The organism is Candidatus Zymogenaceae bacterium (assembly GCA_016931225.1).
Taxonomy (GTDB): domain Bacteria; phylum Desulfobacterota; class Zymogenia; order Zymogenales; family Zymogenaceae; genus JAFGFE01.
In genome coordinates, this window is the sequence record JAFGFE010000027.1 from 52,892 (window position 1) to 73,668 (window position 20,777).

Sequence of the window (20,777 nt, forward strand, 5' to 3'; positions counted from 1 at the left end):
CTGCGGGAGGCGGGACGGCCCCCGAGGCGTACGACCCGTCAGAAGCGTATATTCAGATTGAGGTAATATACCTCGTCGTCGTTGTGGTTGCTGTCCGTTGCCCGGTGAAATTCGCTGGGGCTGTCGTAAGAGGCGCCCCGTCGGTTCACTCCGGCATCCACCGAAGAGTTGGAGCTGGCGGGAACCGACAGAAGCGGGGGCATCTCGTGTCTGTTGGATATGGAGGTCGAGATATCGTCGGCGTTTCGTGTATCCGCATCCGGATGAAGCGACATCGCATCATCCGTGACCGGCTCCGGCGCACCTGTCTTCAGCCTGTCGCCCGGCGGGGTCGGTGTGTCATGGAGGGATTCATAGACGGCATCGTATTTTCCCTCCTGGGCCAAGACCAAAAGCGAACAGGCACATACCATAAGACCGTACAGAAGCAGGGCCGTAACCGAAAAAGGCGGACCCGCCCGCCTTTTTCGAGACGGGTATGAACGTCCCATGAAGCCCCCCGATTAAAATATATAGTATAATATAGCTAAATTATATATAAAATGATACATAAGTCAACTAAAATTATTATTAAAATATGCTTATGAAGAAGGCGCGTGGGAAGCCGTCGTCGGTTCGTTCGCGATGCCCTGCGGCTCATTTTCACCGTTGACAGCATGGATGCCTCACCATACACTGATAGTGTGGGTGTATCGACGGGATTCATCCACCGTGATGAAAAAAACCGACATACATACAGGCAAGGAGAAACCATGGCTCAGACCGATGCGGGGGAACACTCCCGCCTGAAGGAATTGCGGGAAATACCCAAATCCACCCTAGGATTGATCGTGACGATACTCACGGTCGTCACGCTGCTGCTCGTGGCGGGGTTGATACTGTTATCTTTAAACGTCTCGAGCATGCGGAAGGATTCGGCCGCAGCGCTGCTGGGGACGGATGCGGACCTGGCGGCGCTCACGGAGGCCCAGGAGCGGGCCCAGCCCGGCTGGGTCAGGTCGGATTTCACCGACGTGCAGCCCTTGGGGTGGGGATTTTTGCTCGTGGACCTGACGATGGAAGAAACTGAAGACGGGACGACGTTGAACGGCTCCGTTATCAATTCAACGGCCCTGGATCATTACAACGCGACGTTTCGGGTGGCGCTGACCGATGAATACACAGGCGAGTTCGTTCTGGATGCGCTGGAATCCGGCGCCAGTGATTCGTTTGAGGTGACGATTCCCGATACCGGGGAGCTGTCGATGCCGGGAGAGGTGAGGATTATCTATCTCGGCTCGGAGGTCGTATACTATTAAGGGCGGGGGAGCCGATTTCGTTTAATTCGCCTTGGGTGATCGGGTGATGTTCTATCTCCCGATGACCTCACAGGCATCGATCATCCCGTAGTCGCAGGCGGTATTCAGGTCCGAAACGGCCTTGTCTTCTTTGCCCGTGCGGGAATACGCGAGGGCGCGGCAATAATACGCCAGGGCGAATTCATCATCCAGCTTGATGGCGGTTGAGAAATCATCGATCGCCCGGTCGTATTGCTCAAGGCTGCCGTAGGCGATGCCGCGGTTGATGTAGGCCATGATTGCGTTCGATTCCAATTCGATGAAGTCCGTCAAATCTTCGATCGCCTTGTCATACTCACCCAGGTCGATATAGGTGTTGCCCCGATCATACAGCGCGTCCAGATCGTTCGGGGAGAGAGCCAGCGCCCGGGAGAAGTCATCCACGGCGTTTTCCAGGCCCCCCGAAACGGTATAGACGACACCGCGATTATACCAAATATCGGGGTCGTTCTGTTCCATGCTGAGGGCCGTTGTGTAATCCTCGATGGCCTCATCGAGCATGTTCATATTGAAGTAGGCGTTTCCCCGGTTGGCGTAGGCGGAGACGCTCTCCGGCACAAGCTCGATGTATCTGGTCAGGTCGTCCGCCGCAACGTCGTATTTCGCCAGTATCGAGTACACCATACCCCGCATCTTGTAGGCGGGTGCGTATTTTGGATCTGCCGCGATGGCAGCATCGTAGGATTCCAGCGCGCCCTTGACGTCGCCTTCCGTATACAGACGATTGCCCTGGTCGGTCAGCTCCGCGGCCGACTGGGCGAACGACGGTGTGCCTGCGGCCAGAACGATGCCGAAGAGGGCGACGATGATAAAGACGATTCGATTTTCACGCATCCCAAAGGTCCCGTATCGTTTGAGAGAAAGGCACAAAACTATAACAGATGGGGGGTCTCCGTGCAAGGATAAAGTCTTCGGATATTCTCACAAGGAAGCGGCCCCGTGTCTGCGGGTATGCACCGGAATCGGGAATCGGAGCTTCACACAGAGGAGATATTTTGATCAATATACGGTCGATTTCCTCTACTCGGGGAAGCGTCCTATCCCGGGTGGGAGGGTGCCTTCATGTTGTTATTGCCGTGGCCGCGGGGAGACGATATCCCATCGTAGACGGAGAGGGGAGACGGGGGATGGCGGAGGCCCGTCTTCCCACAGCCGATCGGGCCGGGTGTGCCGTCCCTTCTACGGACGCCGTTCTCATATCTGCATGTTGTTCTACCCGTTCCCGGCGAGATCCGTACACCCTCCGTATGCACCTATGGTCTACATAGACACGCACGTGATGCCCGTATCGGAATTTGTGGGACACGGCCCGCGCCGCGTATCGGTGCGCCCCGTCGCTACCCGCCCGACGCCCTGCTTCGTCTCGGATTCGTCCGGGAGCAGGGCACGGCGGTCTGGCACTTGCCGCAGCCTCCCGCGTGGATGTTCCCGTGGCGCGGCGGATAGTTCGTGAGCACCTCATCAAGGAGATACTGAAGACAGAGGCCGTGATCCTTCTTCTCGGGAGTGACGGCCCCGGCGGGACAACGCTGGATGCATATCCCGCAGGCGCCGTCGTTGTCGTAGATGCAGTTCTCCATCAGGGAGACCGCCGTTCGGGGGGTGAGCGTGAGGGCGAGGTCGGTCACCACCGAGCCGAACCGCCCGGCGCATCCCTTCTCCGTGATGAAGGAGTAGGTCAGACAGAAGGTCCCCAGACCGGCGGCATAGGCGGCGTGGCGCTCCGACCAGTTGCTGGTGACCCCGAAAAGCGATTCGAACCGCTCATCGATGATCGGCGCCACGGCGCTCCCGCCGGAGGATTCAATGTGATCCCGAAGATACCCCCGCAGGGCGTCGTTGAACACCTCCCCCCAGTACCGTGCCAGGTACCACTCGTCGGACGGGGGACCGGGCGCCTCGTTGCTTTCGACAATCGGTTCTGAAAAGGGGAGAAAATAGCTGATGACGGTTTGGGCGGACTCCAGCCAGTCCGTCGGGAGGAAATGGTGCGGGCCGACGATCCCCTCCTGTTTATACTCGCAAAAGATCGGGTCGTCGGCGGCCGCCGCCCCCACCAGGGGATCGTCGTATATGGGGTAGCCGCCGTTGGGGAGGCGATTTCGTGTGTCCGTTCGTACGAAATCGGTTATGACCGCGGTAAGATCATGGATATCCATCGGAGCGTTCCTTATCGAAGAGATCGGTATCGGTGCCGATACGGTGTCGAAAGGCGACCGCCGCCCGGACATGCGGGCGGCGGCGTGTGAAAACCGGCTTGGTCATCGGTCGGTGCGCTACTTTTTGATGACCTTGTCCTCATACCCCATTTCCTTGAGCACCTCCGGGAAGCGCTTGAAGGACGGACGCACCACAGGCAGCAGCTTCATCATGGCGGTGATCTTTCCACCCTGTTTGACCTTCCCCTTGGCTATGGCCGCCACCGGGTTTTCGTGGCCGTGCCAGAAGCTGTGGGAAAAATCCGCCGCCTGAGAGGACCACACGTCCTCCTTGATCTCGCAGGGGCCCAGATAGTAGGTGCCGAAGCTTCCTTCTTCCTTCGGTGGATTCTTCAAATCGATGGTGATCTCGGTATCCGGGTCGGTATAGATGAACTTGATGACGATGCCGGCCTTGGCCATCTTGGGGCCGATCTTCGGGTCCTTGAGGATCTGGTCCAGGAAGTAGCCGTATATCTCGTAGAGCTGGTCGGCGTCTTTATAGTATGTTCCCATAAGGCCTCCTTGTATGTGAAAATAATATACATCCCGTGAATGTGACGACGGGGCACGGAAGCCGTGCGGCTCCCGCGCTCTGTCTGATTACTTTCCGGGCCGCTGGTCGAAGCGTCGGCCGAACATGAGGCTTGCCATGGTGATGCGCAGCATCTGCACCGTTCCCCCGGCGACCCGCCAGGCGTTGGCGTCCCGGGCCATCCGCTCCACCGGGAACTCCGTGGAGTAGCCGTAGCCGCCGAAGACCTGCATGGCCATGTTGGTGACCTCAATCGCCATCTCGTTGGCGTAGCACTTGCCCATTGCCGCTTCGTAAATTGAGGGCAATCCCCGCCCCGCCCCGGAGGCGGCCCGATAGACCAAGAGCCGCGCCGCGTCCAGCTTCATGGCCATGTCCACTATCATGAACTGCACCGCCTGGAACTCATTGATGGGCCGCCCGAAGGCCTGGCGCTCCATGGAATAGGCCTTTGCTGCGTCCAAGGCGCCTCCCGCGGTGCCCAGGCACATGGCGGCGTTGCCGCAGCGCTCCACGTCGAAGGTGCTCATGAGGTTTCTGAACTCACCTTCTTTCACGATCAGGTTTTTCTTGGGCACCCGGACATCCTCGAAGATGAGGTCGCACGACGGCATCCCCCGAAGGCCCATGAAGACCTCCTGCTTGCCGAAGGAAAAACCGGGGGTGTCCTTTTCCACCAGGATGCCGCCGACTCCCTTGTATCCAGGGGTGTCGCCGATGCGGCAGTAGACCATATAGTGGCTGGCGTGGCCGCCGCCGGTGATGAAGGTCTTGGTGCCGTTGAGGATGTAGTCGTCGCCGTCGTCTGTAATTTTCGTGGTGAGCGACGTCAGGTCACTCCCCGCCTCGGGCTCTGTCATGCAGACCGATACCGACGACTCCCCTGCGCAGACCTTGGGGATGATCTGTTTTTTCTGCTCTTCCGATCCGAACATATCAATGACCCTGACCGGCCCCACGTTCGATTCGAAGACCGGGGCGGCGATCATGGGGCTGAATTTCGCCAGCTCCTCAATGGCCAGGACGGCGTTCATGACCGGCTGTCCGCCGCCGCCGTATTCCTCGGACAGGGTCATGCCCAAGAGGCCCAGATCGGCGTATTTCGGCAGGAGATCCCAGGGGAATTCTCCGGTCTCGTCGATCTTCTTCGCCAGGTCACGAAATTTTTCCCGCTCACCCATGGTGCGCAGGGTATCGATGAGCATCTGCTGCTCTTCAGTCAGGTTGAAGTCCATGTGCTGTCCTCTTCATGGTGGTTTTGTTTAGAGCGCTTCCGAGAGCTCCCGGATGTCCGAGAGCGTCTCGAGGTGCGTGATCATATCGATAACTCGGTCGAGCCGTTTTTTATCCCTTTCGCCTGCGAAACGGTGGATCTTCGCGGCCAGATCAGTGGCTTCCATCGGGTCCCGGGGATCTCCCTTCGGGATTTCCACCCGTTTCGTCAGGGTTTTTTTATCTTTCATCGTCAGGGTGACGGCGCTGGCGGTTTTTTCCGGATACATGGAGTTGAGTTCGTCGTCGTAGGTCACGGTCACCTTTGTGGTAAAGTCGATGAGTGTTTTGTCCGCCAGGCGCTTTTCCGCAAGCTGGGCCGGCCCCAGCTCCCTATCGAAGAGGCACACGCTCACGACGTATGGAATGGAGAACTGGGCGTTGACGAAGGAGTCACCCAAAACAACCTTTTTCCCCACGGCGATCAGGGCGATGCCGTAGGTGAAGACCTCCACCGCCTCGATGTCACCGGGGGAGATATCCTCCGCTTCTTGAAGCTCCAGCGCCGCCTGGGCCGCGCCGTGGGTGTGACGGCATGCGGTGTAGGGCTTGAAGTAGATGTCCATGATGGTGAAGTGTTCGCCCAGTCGGTCGATGATGCGGTCCAGGTTCGGCTCCTGGTCTATGGTGATCTTCGCAAAGCCGCCCCCCAGTTCCGTCCCCTCGAGGACGCCGGGGAGGCCGGTGAGACCCGCCCCCGCAAGCGATGCAGCGCGGATTCCCGCCGATGCGGCCTGGCCGCCCTGGACGATCTTGATGGTGTAGCCGCCCATGAGCTGTTCCGCCATGGAAAGGGGGAGCAGGTAGCCGGCGTTGCCGATCGCGCTGATGAAGGCGTCCCCGGAAAGGCCTATGAGCTTTCCCGCCGCCGCAGCGGCGCCGAAGGTGCTGGTGGTCCCTGTGGGCAGAAAGCCGGAGAGGGTATGGCGGGGATGGACCGCCGCCGCCGCCCGGTTCGCCGCCTCATAGCCCGCCACCACCGCCTCCAGAAAGGCTCGTCCGTCACATCCCCCGTTTTCCGCGCACGCGAAGGCTGCGGGGATGACGGCGGTGCCCGGGTGGTTCCCTCCGAACCGGAGGCCGTCCTGGGCCTCGATGGCTTCGGCCAGGGTGCCGTTCAGAAACGCCGCCTCCTCGACCCCCGCCTTGAAATCGAGGCCGTGACACGACACCTTCGCCTGTCCCCCCAGGGACTTGACATAGCCGGCGGTGTTCCGGGCGGCGTCCAGAAACAGCGAGCCGTATACATTGGCGACATAATCCAGAACACAGAGCTTGGCCTTGTGGACGACCTCCTTCGGGAGATCGTCGAAGGTCAGGTCCCGGCAGAATTCGGCCAGTTTCTTTGAATATTCCATGAGTTCTCTCCGCGAATGAATGATGGAATACGTGTATGAATCAAATGAAGCGGGCGTATCTTTGGTTTTTTAAAGGGTGCGGCCGCCCCTCCTCATTTCCCGTACCCTCGCCGATTAGACGTATCCCCGCTTCTCGTATATTTTTATCATCCGGTTCGGGTCGAGTATTTCCCTGAGCGCCCGAAGCTCATCGGCCCTGGGCGGCTCGGTTTCACAGACGTCGTCCGACACTTTCAACTTCCAGGGCGTGTTCTTGACCACCTCGTCGACGGTGGTGTCCGGGTGGTATGACGCAAGATACGCCTCTTTCGTTTTGTCGTCGAATTTCATGACCGCCTTGTTGGTGATGATGGCGTGGGGCCCGGTATTGGGGGGGAGCCCCCACTTTTCCCGGCTGCCGGGGCCGTCGATATAGCCGGGGGTGGTGATGAAATCGACCCGCTCCGCCAGACGGCGGGTATCGTGCAGGGCGATGATGAGCACCCGCTTGACCAAGGACCCGATGGGATTGGCGCCGCCGCTGCCGGGAAGCCTACTCTTGGGGGCGTTGTAATCCCCAATGACGGTGGTATTGATGTTACCGTATTTATCGACCTGACTGCCCGAGAGAAATCCCACGTCCACCCATCCCGCCTGGAGGAACATCCCCATGATCTCGATGAGTCCGCCGATCATGGCGGCCCCCGGGTTCAGGCAGGGATCGCCCACCGATAATGCGGGGCGCCTGGGCTGGGCGTCGTAGGAGCCCGCCTCCTGCATCATCGTGGCGGTGGGGGCGTGGGTGTACTTGGCGATGTTGGCGGCCATGGTCGGAAAGCCGGTACCCACAATGACCAGGTCGCCGTCGTATATTTCCCTGGCGCCGCAGCACGCCATCAGTTCCGGCTTGATATAATCGTCGGGATGGGTGGTCATTGAGACCTCCTTTGTTGCGTTCGCTCTTATTTAATACTCATAGCTGACCGACGGACTGTGCCCGAAGGCGGCGTGGAGCTTTTTGAATTGGGCGTAGCCGAACTTCTCGATGTAGTGCTGGATGTAGCCGTCGCGATCGTCGGTGCCGAAGACCCACTCGTCAAGAAAGGCTTCAAATCCATCCACGGTATTCGACGCCTGCTGGTAGAGGGAGCCGAAGACGAAGTCGACGTCGTAAAAGCCCGGCGTGTATCCGGGATGCGCCCCGAAGGGATCCTCCACCACCGCCACGACCTTGAAGTCCGGCACGATGGTTCGTGAGGGATCCAGGCCGATGACGTCACGGGAGACGATGCGCTCAGCGGTGATGATGACCTGTTTCGAGGCGTTTGCCCCCCACTGGCAGTCCCCGCCGATGCCCCAGATTTGTGCGTTGCCGTTCTCGTCGGCCTGCTGGACGTGGATGATGCCAACGTCCGGCTTCAGCGCCGGGACCAGGAGGGTGGGGGAGCCGTCGAAGGGGGAGTCGATGAGCTTGTACTTGTCGTCACCCATGAAGGACTTCACGTTCAAAAGGTCCGTGCCCGCCATATCCTTGACCGGTATGAAGGGCATGCCCAAGGATCCGGCAAGGAACATCATCGGAAGCGACAGGTTCGTGTATTCCTCCACCTCGATTTTGTGAGGAACGCCCTTCTCGATGGAGCGGCGATAGCACCGGGCGAGGCCGTAGAGCCCCAGGGACAGAAATGTGCTGATAAACCGATCCACGCATCCGGCACCGATGAGCATGTCGAATCCGTCGGCGGCGTTGCTCCGGGAGATGGTGAGGTGCCTTTTATTCTGTCTGATGATTTCGTGTATGGCCGAAAAGGGCGGGCGGCAGATATACCCCCCGATGTAGACGAAGGCGCCGTCCGGTACGAACCGCTCCACGGCCTCCTTGACGGACATGAGTTTACTCATGATGACTCCATATTAACAGTAATGATATCCAGTACTATATACTATAGTCATAGGTTGATGTGAAAAGGGGGAGGATCGTTCTCGATCCTCCCCCTTTCTTTTTGTTAGAGATTGTACTCGGTGCGGCTGATGATCTCGTCCTGGGCGGTATCGGAAAGCCCCGTGAAGAGGACCGAATACCCGCTGATGCGCACCACAAGATCCCGGTAATTATCCGGGTTCTTCTGGGCATTCCTCAAGGTGTCTGAATCGACCATGTTGAACTGTACCTGGAGGCCGCCCTTTTCGAAGTAGGTGCGGATGAACGCACTGAGCGCGTCCGTCCCGACGTTCTTTCCCGGGAGTCTCAGGTTCAGGTTTGCGCCGTTGAATATCCGCGTCAGCGGGAGCTTCGTGATTGAGTTGACCACCGACGTGGGACCCTTGAGGGCGTTGCCGGTGGTGGGGGTCAGACCGTTGCCCAAGATATCACCGGAGGCCCGGCCGTCCGGCGTGGCGGCGGTAAAGGAGCCCATCGCCAGGTGAAACCCGACCGAGAAAACCCCGGGCCAGAACGCCCCGCCCCGGTAGTTTTTATGGGTCGCCAGGACATCGCAGAAGTGGGTGAGAACTTTTGCCGCCATCTCGTCCACTTCATCGACGTCGTTACCGAACTTGGGAAGCTTCTTCAGAAAATAGGCCCGCTTCTCCTCGGTGTCCGTCCAGTCATCGCTCAACATCTCCGCCAGCTCCCCGATGGTGAGGACGTTATCCTCGAAGACCGCCTTTTTCACGGCGTAGAGACTGTCGGCCACATTGGCGAACCCCATGTACTGCACACCCGTGGAGTTGTATACGGCGCCGCCGGAGGTGACGTCAATCCCTTTGTCCATCGCCCCCTCGATCATCGCAGAGGCAAACGGTGAGGGGACGTTTTCGGCGAGAATTTCATCAAGGACGTTCATCCCCTTAACCATCTGACCGATGAAGTGGGAGACCTGTGAGGCGTAGGCGTCCCAGACGTCCTCGAAGGAGGTAAAGTCCGCGGGGTCGCCGGTCTCCAGCCCGGACTGGTAGCCGAAAGTGTTGTCGATGCCGCCGGAGAGGGCGAACTCCATGCACTTGATGCCGTTGAACTGCACGGCGAAGGTGGAGCCGAAGGTCTTGCCCTGGGCGTTCGGCTCCAGGCACCCCACCACGCCGTAGTTGCGGGCGTCGGCCGGCGTGTGTCCGCCTTCTATCAGTGTCGGGATGATGGCGTCGTCGTTGTGGAAATGCATGAGGACGCCGTCCCGGACGTAGTCCGCGGCTTTTGTCAGAAAGTCGTGGGGCGTGTTTTTATTGATGCGCACGCCGAAGTTGGGCTGGACGGTGTTGATTTTGGCGAAGGCGTCCAGACCCGCGAAGGACAGCTCGGTGGTGGCGTCGTTTCCATCCTCGTCCACTCCCCCCACGATCACGTTCTGGGTGGTTTTTCCCTCGGTGCCCTCGCCCCCGGGGATGAAGGCCTCCTCAAGGACGTTCCATATCTCGTTGGTCTTGAGGAACATGAGCGATAACAGCTCGACGGCCTGTTCGTAGTCGACGGCGCCGGTCTCCCGGTCGCGGTCGTAATAGGGCTGGAGGATCCGGTCGATGCGGCCCAGGGAGATGGAATTTCCCCCGCTCTCAAGCTGTGACATCAAGTGGATGAAGTAGACGGCCTGGACCGCCTCGTGAAAGGTTTCTGCCGGGTGCTCGGGCACTTTTTTGCATATCTCGGCGATCTTTTTCAGCTCTTCTTTCCGGACCGGGTCCTTTTCCGTCTCGGCCATCCGGGCCGCCTTCTCGGCGTACCTGTGTGAGTGGCGGATGACCGCCTCCATGGAGCGGATCATGGCCTGGTAGAGGATGCCTTTTTTACCCTCCTTGTCCTGCGCCGAAAGCGCATCAAATTTCTCCCGCGCCCGGGCGATGACGCCCGAGAGGCCGATGGACAGCACCATGTCGTGATCCATGGTGAAATGACCGATGCCGTAGGTAATCTCCAGCATCATGGTGAAGATATATTTATCCATATCCTCGCCCACGTCCTCGGGCAGACGCTCTTCCAGGAGATATTCCACCGATTTCCCCTCCCAGAAGGGGAGGATGTCGTCGGTGATCTCCTTTTTCTCCTTCTCCGTAATGAGCGCCCGCTGGAGCACCCGGGTGTCGAAGTTGTCTACGTCACCCTCGATCCAGCGCATTTTGTTTTCCGGGAAGAGCGGTGCGCCCTTGAGCTTTTCGGTGCGACTGCCCACGATCAGCTCGTCGTCGTGGATGACCACGCTGATGTTGTCCAGCACGTCCGAAAAGGCCATACTTATGCGCTCTAATGGGTGCCGATCCCAATTATTTTTCATGGATCGGGTCAGGTATCTGGCCCGTTCTATACTTACCTCCTGGGGCGCATTGATGATGCGCTCCCGAAGCCGCCCGACCCGGCTGTCCGGGAGTTTTCGTGCGGGGGTTGTGCCGCCTCCAGTAGCCATGAGATCCCTCCTTCTCCTGCTGGTTCGGTAATTAGTAAAGATTACTATTATATCACCAGTATACCCGTCTTCGTCCCGTCATGCAAGCTAAACCTTGATTTTCATGTAGCCCAACAGGATCGCGTCTTTTATCTTCTTGGGGAGATAGCGGTTGAGAGACATGAGGAACGAATCGGCAAACAATAGCTGGCTGTAGAAGGGAAGTCGCTTCTTTTCCAGCGTCTTGACGATGGTCTTGGCAGCCGCCTCGGGCGTGGGGGCGGTCTTGATCAGCTCGTTGTCGCGATCGATGAATCGTTTCACCCGATCCCGGTAGGGGGATCCCTCCGGGGGGAGCTTGTGAATCTTCGCGGCGAAGCTGGTGGACACCTGGGCGGGCTCGATAATGCCGACCTCGATGCCGAAGGGGGAGACCTCGTACTTCATCGATTCCACGAAACCGCTGATGGCGAATTTCGACGCGGTGTAGATCGACTCGAAGGGGAAGGGGATGCGTCCCACGAGGGACGACATGGCCACCAGGCGCCCCGCGCCCTGTTCCCTCAGAGAGGGGATGAACGCCTGGAAGATGGACATCGCGCCGATGACGTTGATCTCGAGACACTTCAGCGCCTCTTCCAGGCTGACCTCCTCGAAGGGGCCGAAAAAGCCGATGCCCACATTGGAGAGCACGATGTCCACATGGCCGAACTTTTTGAGGACCTCGTCCCTGAATTTCAGGATTCCCTTCCGGTCGGTGATGTTCATGTCCGTGAGGTAATGATCGCCGCCGATCTTTTTCAACTCCGAGGCTAGGGTCTCGACGCCCTTTTTATCCACGTCGAAGCCCGCGATGCGATAGCCCTTTTCGGCGAGCATGACGGCCACGTGGCGACCCATGCCGTCGCCCAGCCCGGTTATCACGATGTTTTTACCGATCATATCTACTCCATATATAATATGATTATTGAAGGAATACCTGTTTTGTTTCCCGCCGGTTTGATGTCGGGCTCGGTCGCCCTATCGCATCTCCAGGGTCCCCTCCCGGTACATTCGGGCGATCTCGTCCATGGACGCGTCGAAATCCGGGTAGAGATAGGAGAAACCGGTGGAAAGAAGCTTGGTATTGTCCACGATGTAATCATCGTAGAGGAACTTCACCGCGTCGAACTCCAGGTCCGGGACCTTTCCCTTCCGGGCGGCCGCGGCGCCGTCCACCCTTGCCGCGATCTTCACCAGCCACAGGGGCAGGTGAAGCTTCGGCGTCTTTTTCCCGAAGGCCAGGGCGGCCCGGGTCAGGGCGTGCTCCAGGGTGGGTCGAGAATCGTCCACCACGTTGTACGCCTCCCCGGCCACGCCGTCAAGGCTCGACAGGTGATACACCGCCGCCGCCACGTCCTCGGCCCTGACGTTGGCCAATATCTGGGCGCCGTTTCCCGGGATGGCGCTGATATCGGTGGGGCGGGAGAACGCCTTGCCGGCGCCGTCGGTGCAGCGGGGACCATAGACGGTGCAGGGCCTCACCAGGATGGCGTCGAGGCCCTCTTTAATGCGCTCTCTCACCACGTTCTCCCCGTCCCGCTTGCTCTTCCCGTAGTCGGTGTTCGGATTACGTGGGGAGTCCTCGGTAAAGGGTGTGCCGGTATAGAGCCCGTAAACGCTGGTAGAGGTGACATGCACGAACCGCTTGACGCCGTGCTTCATCGCCAGCTCCGTGATCCGCTCGACTCCCAGAACGTTGGTGGGGTGAAGCCTTTCGTAGGGGGTGGAAAAATTGCAGATCGCCCCCAGGTGCATGATCCGGTCCACTTTTCCCTCGAAGAGGGGCGGCAGTGTCTCCGGCTTTGTCAGATCCGCCGCCACATACTCGACGCCCAGGTTTTCAAAGAAGGAGATATCCTTCCTGGGGCGGGCCGTGGCCCGAACCGTCACGCCCTTTTTCGCCAAATATTCCACCACATGGCTTCCCATGAAGCCCGCGGCCCCGGTGACCAGTGTTATACCGTCGAATTTCATACTGTCGCCCACTCCTCATTTTGGTTCACAAAAAAAGCATCCGATCCTCATTATTCAATGGAGCCGGATGCCTTCTTATTCGTTTCGTCTCTGGTGTTTTGAATAACCTCTCGGGCTTCCAGGAGCCACTGAAGCACCATGTCGTTGAAGGTGATGCCGAGTTTCGCCACCTGGGTAACGTATACATCCATGTCCTTCCAGCGTTCCATGTTTTGCTCGCGCTTGGTCCGGGTCTTTTTGTATAGCTCAATCTGTCGATCGATCTGCTCCAGGGCGGTCTCCGGGTCACCGAATCCGAAAAAGATAAAGCGAAGGAGAAAGGGATCCCGGATGAGCATTTCCCGCTCGGGCGTCTCGGAGAGCCATCGGGTGAACTCCTCCCTTCCCTTGTCGGTGAGAGAGTAGAGCTTGCGATCCGGGGCGTTTTCCTGGGGAATCTCCTTTTTCGTGACCAGTCCGTCGGCCTCCAGGCGCTTGAGGTTCGGGTAGATCTGTCCGTAATTGATGGACCACATGTATCCGAAGTTGCGCTCGATGTGCTCCTTGATGCGATATCCGTGCATGTTCTTATAGTGGAGGAGTCCCAAAATTGCATATTTTATCGACATAGCTGTTCCTCTTTGTTGATGTGCGTGCTGTGGGTGTGTGAGTATGGCCGGCCCGGTAATGCGACAGATCGCCCGGCGGGGGAGGATCGATGAGTGAGGATTGGGCCGTCGGAGATCTCACGATCGTCTATATAGAAAGTATATAGTATCTCATGGGCCTCCTGTCAAGAAAAAAATGATCGATCTGTTCACATTCGATATTTTTTCATCCGATCGGGGGGGCTATTCCCCTGTCCGTTTGCAGAAGTCCCTCCGCCGGGGAGAGCCCCCCGATCATCGGGGGGGCTGTGGGTTTTTACTTTTGGGAATATAATGAACGGCCGGTGGTATGAGGCAAGAGGTGTGCGCCTATTGCTTTCCGAAACCGGTCACCACATAGGTGCCGCTTCGGGAGTCGATTTTCAAATTGATCAGACCGTTCTTCTGGGCGTCTTCGAGGAGCTCCGAAAAGGTATGGTATCCATGATAGGACTCGTTGAACGACGGGCGCTTTCTGATCATGGTGTCCTTGACCATCGAGGAATAGATGACCTCTTTGTTTTCCCGGACGAGGGCAGTGATGGACGAGAGCAATAAATCGAAGGCCTCGCGCTTTTCCTTCTTGATGCTGGAGGGTATCCGGGGCGGCTTCGCCGTGGGGCGATCCAGGTCCTCATAGTAGATGAATTCGTCGCAGTTGGAAATAAGAAGTTCCGATGAAGACCCCTTCATTCCCATGCCGATGACGGTCTTACCGTTTTCCTTGAGCTTGGAGACCAGAGGAGAGAAGTCCGAATCCCCCGACACGATCACGAACGTGTCGATATGCTCCTTGGCGTAGGACAGGTCCATGGCGTCCACCACCAGACGGATATCCGCCGAGTTCTTGCCGGTCATGGAGCGCTTCGGTATCTCGATGAGCTCCACAGCTGATTCGTGGAACGGCCGCTTGTAATCCGAGAACCGGGACCAGTCGGCATAAGCCTTTTTGACGAGGATCTTGCCCTTTTCGAGGAGCCGCTCCAGGGCCTTGTTGATGTCGAAGGTATCACCTTTTTCTTTGGCGGCGCCCAGGGCGAGGTTTTCCAGATCAATAAAGACCGCCAGCGTCATTTCCCGATCCCGGATGTGGCGGTCGTTGTTTTCTGAGGTTTTAATAGGATTCCCCCGTGTATAATATGGTGTTAAAAGGTATCGGAAAAGAAGAAGAGATAGGAAAGCAATCCCGGCTGATGGAAGGCTCCATCCAACTTGAAGAGTCTGCGGCCCGCGCCGTCTGTAACGGTGGCCTCGGTGATGTGGGCGAGAACGTTTCCCTCTGGGTCCGTAACGACGCCGTTTTCATCGATGCTGGCCAGGATTGTAAAGTGGACATCCTTGATGTCCCCTGTGGAGGTGATAAAGCCGATATGGTTTCCGGTATTGTCAAGAATCGTTCCTTCGCTGTTTACTTTTCCATAAATCCAGCGGTTTGCGTCCATCACGGTACCGTCATCATCCACGTACGCCCGGGGTATAAAGAGAGGATCTGCGATGAGCATTTCTTCGGCAACGGCGATTCCAGTGAAGGATGCGAAAAGCACTGCACAGCATAGGAAGATACCGAGTCTCTTCATCTGTCGTTCTCCATTTTTTATGTGAGGTGCTATCCTATCATGTTTTATCCCCGTCGGCAATGGGAAAACCGGCAATCCCATATCCGACGGAATGGGTGCCGCGGGTGAAGGAGTCGATCGATATCAAAATTCGGGATAACGGTTATTTTTTGTTGAACTCCGGATAAATCTTCGCCCTACACTCGGGACAGATACCGTGGCTGAAATCGGCGTCGGTGTGTTCTTTAATATATTCTTCGAGACGCTCCCAGTATCCCTTGTCATTCCTAATGCGGCGGCAGTTGGAACAAATGGGCAACAGCCCTGAGAGGGTTCTGACTTGTTTCAGGGCCTCCGAGAGTTCCGTGATCAGTCGATCCCGCTCCATTTCGGCTTCTTTTCGCTCAATAGCGTACCGCAGGGAGCGAAGCAGGATGCCCGGAGAGATGTCGGCCTTGTATAGGTAGTCTTGGGCCCCCTCCTTGATGAGGCGGATGGCCTCGGAGTCGTCCTCGAGGGAGGAGAGGATGACGATGGGAACATGGGGCGAGTGGGACTGCACCCGCTCGAAGGTGTTTTTTCCCTCGCTGTCGGGCAGCATTAAATCCAGGATAACCGCGTCAAAGTGTCCCGACGAGAGGCTCTCAAGACCGTCCTCCAGACAGGAGGCGGTTTCTATCATGAGAGGGATCTCCTTGATACCACACACCATGCCCTCGATGAGCCGGGCGTACATGGGATGGTCCTCCACCAGGAGTATCCTGATCGATCGTGTTTCTTCTGTAAGCATTGTGAGTGTGGCTATTATCAGGTTGCTTTCTTGGTCACGTTTGGATAATCGGCGGCGATACAGTCCGGGCAGATGCCGGAACCAAGGTCCACGGTGGTGTGGGCGGCGATGTATTCGTTGATTTTATTCCGGTATTCATCATCGTCCCGAACGCGTTTGCACCGGGCGCAGACCGGAAGGAGTTCCCGAAGCGTTTGATTCTCTGAAAGAGCGTGTTCAAGCTCGGTGGTGAGTTCCCCCCTTTGTTCGTCGGATCGCTTTCTTAAAAAGATATTCGTGAAAATCTCCATCGCCATATGAAAAAACAGCCGCTCCTCCACTGCGATATTCTTCTGTTTTCTGGACACAAGCTGGATAACACCGATGAGGGTGCCCTCGGAATCTGTGATCGGCATGGTTATCAGGGAGCTCATGGCAAGCTCGAATATCCGGGAGCGAAAGTTTTTCAGATCTTCATGATTCCGGACGTCCGAGGCGAATATCGTCTCTCTGGTACGGGCCACGTGAGCGGAAATATATCTTGTATCATCCAGGGACACGTCCGGCATTTTTTCACCCGCCTCGCCTTCATGAAGCCCCACAACGGCTATCGCCTTCAGTTGGTTCGTCTCCTCATTGTAGAGATGTACCGCGCCGAAGTCGAATTCCATCATCACCACCAGACTCGTTAATATCCACTGACATAAATCTGAAATGTCCTTCGTATGAATGGACGCTTCGGCGAGGATATGAAACGCCTCCCGCTCCCGCTTGAGGAGATCCTCCATCCTTCTTCGCTCGGCGATCTCCTCGGCCATCTTTTCATTGGCCGATACCAGTTCCTCTGTTCGCTCCCGTACGTGTTGTTCCAGTTCATCTTTAGACTTTTTCAATTCTTCCTGAGACAGCTTTTGATCGGTGATATCCTCGGTATGAAGAATCACCGAATCGGGAGGTACATACGCGTAACTGAGGGAGCAATACCGAACCTTCTTGACATTCCAGAAACGAAAGAGCATCTCCTTTTTAAAGATATTCTTCTTGCTGTAACAGTATTGTATATCCTGAATCACCTCGGGATTGTCATGGTGGACCTCTTGCAGGTTTTTCCCCACCAGAGCCGATATACGTCCATCGGTGAACTCCTTGGCGGAGTCGTTGAAGCCGATCAGTATAAAATCGTTGTCGGTTTTCTGCCAGATGTATGTGGGGATGGGCAGTGCCTGAAACTGGGTTCTCAGCCGCTCTTCGGATTGACGGATACGCTCCTCTGTCCGGTGTCGTTCAATCGCGTATCGGATTGCCCTGACGAGGACGCTCGGATTAACCTCTCCCTTGTAGAGGTAATCCTGAACCCCGGCCTTGAGGGCTTCCAGTGCGACCTGTTCATCCTCGATTGAGGTCAGGATGACAATGGAGATGTCGGGAGCGGCCTGGTTCACCCGTAAAAACGTATCCAGCCCCTCGCTGTCGGGAAGGATCAAATCCAGGAGCACCACGTCCACGTCGTTGTTCTCGAGGTAATCCAACCCTTCGCCCAGGGAGATAACATGATCGGAATTGATGTATCCGCCCATGCGATCTTCTATCATTTCTCTGATGAGCCGGGCGTATCCTCGATCATCCTCGATGAGCAATACGTTAATCGGTCTTTTTTTGGATTCTGTCATATCCGGATGCAAAGCAATGTAATACTCGATTCTTTCATATGTCGGCGATATATCGAATTGCTAAAATTGATAATACAAAACATTTTATCAAGTTTAGTCAGGGATGTAAACTGCAAATGTGCCGGGAGGGTCGATCGAGTGGCTGGGAATGTGCGGAATACTCATGTTCGTCGGCGGGTTGCTATTTGGGCTTGCGCGACTCTGTGGAAGTTACGTCGGGATACAGCTTATCGGAGCACTCGGGACAAATACCATGGGTGAAATGGGCGTCGGAATGACTCGAGATGTATTCCTCCAGTTTGTTCCAGTAGCCCGCGTCGTCTCTGATCTTTTTGCATACGGAGCAGATGGGGATGAGGCCTGAGAGGGTATTAACCCTCTTGAAGGCCTCTTTCAATTCGGAGATAAGGGTTTCCCTTGTTTTTCGAGCCATTGTTTGTTCCGTGATATCGGTAATCACCTCTACCATCTCGGTCATATTTCCGTCATCGTCGATGATGGGAAACGATTTCTCCGAAATCCAGCGGGATTCACCGTCGGGACGTATGATTCGATATTCCCGCTCCATCCTCGTGCCGGGTGGGCCGGACGGGGACTTCTCGAACGCCTTCATATCCCCGGGATGGATCATGTGTTCCCACAGGTCGGGCTGCTGTAAGTGGATCTCCGGAGTGATGCCGGATATCTGCTCAAAGGACGACGTCAGGGAGGTGATATTTCCCTCGAGGTCGGTGAATCGCCAGAAAACATCGGGAATGACGTCCGTCATTTTACGAAGGCGCAGTTCACTGGCTCGGAGGGCCTTCTCCGCCTGTTTTCTCTGGGTGATGACCCGGGCGACTCCCAGGATCGATGGACTTCCATCGTCGGTGACGGAGATCTTCGCCTGAATTTCCAGTGTCTGGGGTGAGCCGCTTTTGTCTATAATCTCCATTTCCAGCGGGCCGGTGACGGTTCTGTCTGTGAATATGGCGTCGACGGACTTTTTGAAATCCCCGGCGCCCTCACGGGCATCGGGAGGGATAAACCGGGTAATGTTTTTGTGAAGGATTTCATCCTCGACATATCCGGTCTCACGGGTGACCGCCCTGTTGACGAACCTGATGGTGCCGTCCATACTGAGGATAAATATCATGTCCTGAACATTGTCCACCAGATGACGGTACGAATGCTGGGACTGCCTCAGGGCGCGCTCGGTATGAATACGGTCTCTGATCTCACTTTCAAGGTGCCGGTTTGCACTGACAAGCTCAAGGGTACGCTCCTGGATGAGCCGCTCCAGGTTCTCCCGGGAATTTCGCATCTCTTCTTCATGTATTTTCCGTTCCGTGATGTCCTCGCAGGTGCAGACGACAAACATCGGTTCTCCCCGGTCGTTTTTTACAATGTCGGAGTTGAGCCTGACATGAAAGTGCGATCCGTCCTTTCTGACGTTAACGGTCTCCCGGATTTTTCCCTTCATGGTCCTGATATAGTCGAGGTCCATCTTATGCCATGATTCCCTGGCGCCGAATATGCGGGACTCCTTGCCAAGCAGCTCGCGGCGATTCCAGCCGTGCATGGCGGCGTCCGCGGGATTGGTATAGATGATGACGCCCGAAAGATCCGTGATCGTCACTCCCATCCGGGAGCTTTCCACGGCCTTCATCAGCGCGGTCAGTTCATCCTGTTGGGCCATGCGGTTGCTGATATCCCTGATAAAGCAGAGGAGGGATTGCTGATTGCCCCCCCACGTGGTAACCGTCACACGCACCTCCACCGTGGCGATGCGGCCGTCTCCGGAAATTCCCCGGAACGTATATCGGGCGGGCTCATCGTTGCCCTCAAGTCGACTCCGGTATCGATCGACGATCATGTCCACATCATCAGGGTGAATGAAGGATAAGAATGATGTATTGACGACCTCCTCGGCGGATTTTCCCAGAAAATTCAGGAAGCTGGTATTGCAAAACACGATCCGCCCGTCCTGGACGACGATGATGCCGTCGTCGGCGGATTCCACCAGTGTGCGATAGCGGTGTTCCGATTCTTCAACGGCCTTCCGGGCCTGCCATTCTCCGGTGATATCAATAGCAGATATCTGGACGCTGTCGGGTGGGATGAAGGAAAAGCGCATATCCAAGCGCTGCTTTTTGCCGCCTGCATTGAATCGGTACTCTCCTTTCAGAGAGACGCCCTCCCGAGAGGAAAAACATCGTTTGACGGCTTCGATGATTTCCGGGTTCTCCTGATAAACCAGTGAAAGCGCCGTGCCGCCGTCTTCTGCGATGTTTCCGTTGCTCGCTTCTTCGGCGGCGCGATTGTAGTCCATCAGATAGAAGTCATCGTCTCCTTTTCGCCAGGTTGTTACGGGCAGGGGGAAACCCAGAAATTGCGACCGCATGGTCTGTTCGGATTGTCTGAAACTCTTTTCGATGCTGTGAAGTTTTACCGCGTACCGTATGGAACGCTTCAGAATGTCGGGGGTGAGATTGTTCTTTAAAAGACAGTCGTACGCCCCAAATGCGACGGTGGAGAGGGCGATGTCTTCATCGTCGATGGATGTGAGGACAAGCACCGGTACATCGGGGCTCTTTTTCAAAAACTCCCGGAAGGTTTCAACGCCTGTACTGTCGGGGGGAGAGAGAGAAAGGAGCACCACATCGCATTCGCCGTCCTCGAGAAACTCAAGGCCCTGTTGCGGGGTGTTGCACCGAAAGAGGGATGCATTCTCTCCCATCGTGTCCGATATGATGGTTTCGATACGATGGGCCTGATCGGGATCATTTTCGATAAGAAGAACTGAGAAGGGCGGAGTAAGCATGACGTTGGTTCCGATCGAAAGTGAGTGACGGTTTGCGTAAAAAACGCTCCGTTACACCGTGGGCTGTGAATGTGGTATGGTTCCGAAAGATTTCGCAGGGTGTATGATATATCTCTATATATATTATCACATTTTTTGAAAGGGGCGTGTGAAAAAATTTTAATAGTGATATGTATCCGTGCCGGCTGATGAGGTGGTACAGCGCAGGAACTTTCAAGAGGGAGAATCGGGAGCGTTGACAAAAGACGACCGGCCGTATATCATGGCCGCATGAATGGTGATTCA

18 protein-coding genes are annotated in these 20,777 nt (G+C 56.5%); 1 reads left to right on the forward strand and 17 read right to left on the reverse strand.

The window, feature by feature from the left end:
* Window positions 1–38: 38 nt before the first annotated feature.
* Window positions 39–491, reverse strand: a complete 453-nt coding sequence (locus tag JW885_11700) for a hypothetical protein (protein ID MBN1882830.1) — start codon at window positions 489–491, stop codon at window positions 39–41.
* A gap of 261 nt (window positions 492–752) precedes the next feature.
* Here JW885_11700 and JW885_11705 point away from each other — a divergent pair, with 261 nt between their 5' ends.
* Entirely contained in the window at window positions 753–1,298 is a 546-nt protein-coding gene (locus JW885_11705) for a hypothetical protein (protein MBN1882831.1), read from the forward strand.
* Window positions 1,299–1,349: 51 nt separating this feature from the next.
* Here the strand turns inward: JW885_11705 and JW885_11710 are convergent, their stop codons facing one another.
* From JW885_11710 to JW885_11785, 16 genes are all read right to left on the reverse strand, one after another.
* Window positions 1,350–2,171: a tetratricopeptide repeat protein gene (locus JW885_11710; protein ID MBN1882832.1), complete on the reverse strand. Its 822-nt coding sequence runs from the start codon at window positions 2,169–2,171 to the stop codon at window positions 1,350–1,352.
* A 503-nt stretch (window positions 2,172–2,674) separates the two neighbouring features.
* Complete coding sequence (locus JW885_11715; protein MBN1882833.1) at window positions 2,675–3,496, reverse strand: epoxyqueuosine reductase; 822 nt, start codon at window positions 3,494–3,496, stop codon at window positions 2,675–2,677.
* Window positions 3,497–3,613: 117 nt separating this feature from the next.
* A complete protein-coding gene (locus JW885_11720) occupies window positions 3,614–4,051 on the reverse strand; it encodes a hypothetical protein (protein ID MBN1882834.1) in 438 nt (145 codons plus the stop codon).
* 87 nt (window positions 4,052–4,138) lie between these two features.
* Window positions 4,139–5,305 carry an acyl-CoA dehydrogenase family protein gene (locus JW885_11725; GenBank protein MBN1882835.1) on the reverse strand — a complete coding sequence of 389 codons (1,167 nt, stop codon included), beginning with the start codon at window positions 5,303–5,305 and terminating at the stop codon, window positions 4,139–4,141.
* A 27-nt stretch (window positions 5,306–5,332) separates the two neighbouring features.
* The gene (locus tag JW885_11730; protein ID MBN1882836.1) at window positions 5,333–6,700 is read right to left on the reverse strand and encodes an MmgE/PrpD family protein; all 1,368 of its coding nucleotides are present in this window, start codon (window positions 6,698–6,700) and stop codon (window positions 5,333–5,335) included.
* Between the two features lie 114 nt (window positions 6,701–6,814).
* Window positions 6,815–7,576, reverse strand: coding sequence for a CoA-transferase subunit beta (locus tag JW885_11735; GenBank protein ID MBN1882837.1), 762 nt, complete (start codon window positions 7,574–7,576; stop codon window positions 6,815–6,817).
* A gap of 69 nt (window positions 7,577–7,645) precedes the next feature.
* Window positions 7,646–8,581: a CoA transferase subunit A gene (locus JW885_11740; GenBank protein ID MBN1882838.1), complete on the reverse strand. Its 936-nt coding sequence runs from the start codon at window positions 8,579–8,581 to the stop codon at window positions 7,646–7,648.
* A 104-nt stretch (window positions 8,582–8,685) separates the two neighbouring features.
* Entirely contained in the window at window positions 8,686–11,073 is a 2,388-nt protein-coding gene (locus tag JW885_11745; protein MBN1882839.1) for a formate C-acetyltransferase/glycerol dehydratase family glycyl radical enzyme, read from the reverse strand.
* An 87-nt stretch (window positions 11,074–11,160) separates the two neighbouring features.
* Window positions 11,161–11,991 carry an SDR family NAD(P)-dependent oxidoreductase gene (locus JW885_11750; protein MBN1882840.1) on the reverse strand — a complete coding sequence of 277 codons (831 nt, stop codon included), beginning with the start codon at window positions 11,989–11,991 and terminating at the stop codon, window positions 11,161–11,163.
* An 81-nt stretch (window positions 11,992–12,072) separates the two neighbouring features.
* Window positions 12,073–13,068 (reverse strand): NAD-dependent epimerase/dehydratase family protein, encoded by a 996-nt coding sequence (locus JW885_11755; GenBank protein ID MBN1882841.1) that lies wholly within the window; start codon window positions 13,066–13,068, stop codon window positions 12,073–12,075.
* A 50-nt stretch (window positions 13,069–13,118) separates the two neighbouring features.
* Window positions 13,119–13,676 carry a PadR family transcriptional regulator gene (locus JW885_11760; GenBank protein MBN1882842.1) on the reverse strand — a complete coding sequence of 186 codons (558 nt, stop codon included), beginning with the start codon at window positions 13,674–13,676 and terminating at the stop codon, window positions 13,119–13,121.
* A 348-nt stretch (window positions 13,677–14,024) separates the two neighbouring features.
* Window positions 14,025–14,768: an NYN domain-containing protein gene (locus tag JW885_11765; GenBank protein MBN1882843.1), complete on the reverse strand. Its 744-nt coding sequence runs from the start codon at window positions 14,766–14,768 to the stop codon at window positions 14,025–14,027.
* 71 nt (window positions 14,769–14,839) lie between these two features.
* Window positions 14,840–15,271, reverse strand: coding sequence for a DUF3659 domain-containing protein (locus JW885_11770; protein ID MBN1882844.1), 432 nt, complete (start codon window positions 15,269–15,271; stop codon window positions 14,840–14,842).
* Window positions 15,272–15,413: 142 nt separating this feature from the next.
* Window positions 15,414–16,040, reverse strand: coding sequence for a response regulator (locus tag JW885_11775; protein ID MBN1882845.1), 627 nt, complete (start codon window positions 16,038–16,040; stop codon window positions 15,414–15,416).
* Window positions 16,041–16,057: 17 nt separating this feature from the next.
* The gene (locus JW885_11780; GenBank protein ID MBN1882846.1) at window positions 16,058–17,689 is read right to left on the reverse strand and encodes a response regulator; all 1,632 of its coding nucleotides are present in this window, start codon (window positions 17,687–17,689) and stop codon (window positions 16,058–16,060) included.
* Window positions 17,690–17,870: 181 nt separating this feature from the next.
* A complete protein-coding gene (locus tag JW885_11785; GenBank protein ID MBN1882847.1) occupies window positions 17,871–20,492 on the reverse strand; it encodes a PAS domain S-box protein in 2,622 nt (873 codons plus the stop codon).
* Window positions 20,493–20,777: the final 285 nt, after the last annotated feature.

Bases quoted from the DNA above. Each gene is read 5' to 3' on its own strand.
- JW885_11785 (MBN1882847.1), bottom strand. From the start codon at position 20,492: ATGCTTACTCCGCCCTTCTCAGTTCTTCTTATCGAAAATGATCCCGAT.
- JW885_11780 (MBN1882846.1), bottom strand. From the start codon at position 17,689: ATGACAGAATCCAAAAAAAGACCGATTAACGTATTGCTCATCGAGGAT.
- JW885_11715 (MBN1882833.1), bottom strand. From the start codon at position 3,496: ATGGATATCCATGATCTTACCGCGGTCATAACCGATTTCGTACGAACG.
- JW885_11760 (MBN1882842.1), bottom strand. From the start codon at position 13,676: ATGTCGATAAAATATGCAATTTTGGGACTCCTCCACTATAAGAACATG.
- JW885_11705 (MBN1882831.1), top strand. From the start codon at position 753: ATGGCTCAGACCGATGCGGGGGAACACTCCCGCCTGAAGGAATTGCGG.
- JW885_11735 (MBN1882837.1), bottom strand. From the start codon at position 7,576: ATGGCGTGCTGCGGCGCCAGGGAAATATACGACGGCGACCTGGTCATT.
- JW885_11730 (MBN1882836.1), bottom strand. From the start codon at position 6,700: ATGGAATATTCAAAGAAACTGGCCGAATTCTGCCGGGACCTGACCTTC.
- JW885_11720 (MBN1882834.1), bottom strand. From the start codon at position 4,051: ATGGGAACATACTATAAAGACGCCGACCAGCTCTACGAGATATACGGC.
- JW885_11775 (MBN1882845.1), bottom strand. From the start codon at position 16,040: ATGCTTACAGAAGAAACACGATCGATCAGGATACTCCTGGTGGAGGAC.
- JW885_11710 (MBN1882832.1), bottom strand. From the start codon at position 2,171: ATGCGTGAAAATCGAATCGTCTTTATCATCGTCGCCCTCTTCGGCATC.
- JW885_11745 (MBN1882839.1), bottom strand. From the start codon at position 11,073: ATGGCTACTGGAGGCGGCACAACCCCCGCACGAAAACTCCCGGACAGC.
- JW885_11725 (MBN1882835.1), bottom strand. From the start codon at position 5,305: ATGGACTTCAACCTGACTGAAGAGCAGCAGATGCTCATCGATACCCTG.
- JW885_11700 (MBN1882830.1), bottom strand. From the start codon at position 491: ATGGGACGTTCATACCCGTCTCGAAAAAGGCGGGCGGGTCCGCCTTTT.
- JW885_11755 (MBN1882841.1), bottom strand. From the start codon at position 13,068: ATGAAATTCGACGGTATAACACTGGTCACCGGGGCCGCGGGCTTCATG.
- JW885_11740 (MBN1882838.1), bottom strand. From the start codon at position 8,581: ATGAGTAAACTCATGTCCGTCAAGGAGGCCGTGGAGCGGTTCGTACCG.
- JW885_11770 (MBN1882844.1), bottom strand. From the start codon at position 15,271: ATGAAGAGACTCGGTATCTTCCTATGCTGTGCAGTGCTTTTCGCATCC.
- JW885_11765 (MBN1882843.1), bottom strand. From the start codon at position 14,768: ATGACGCTGGCGGTCTTTATTGATCTGGAAAACCTCGCCCTGGGCGCC.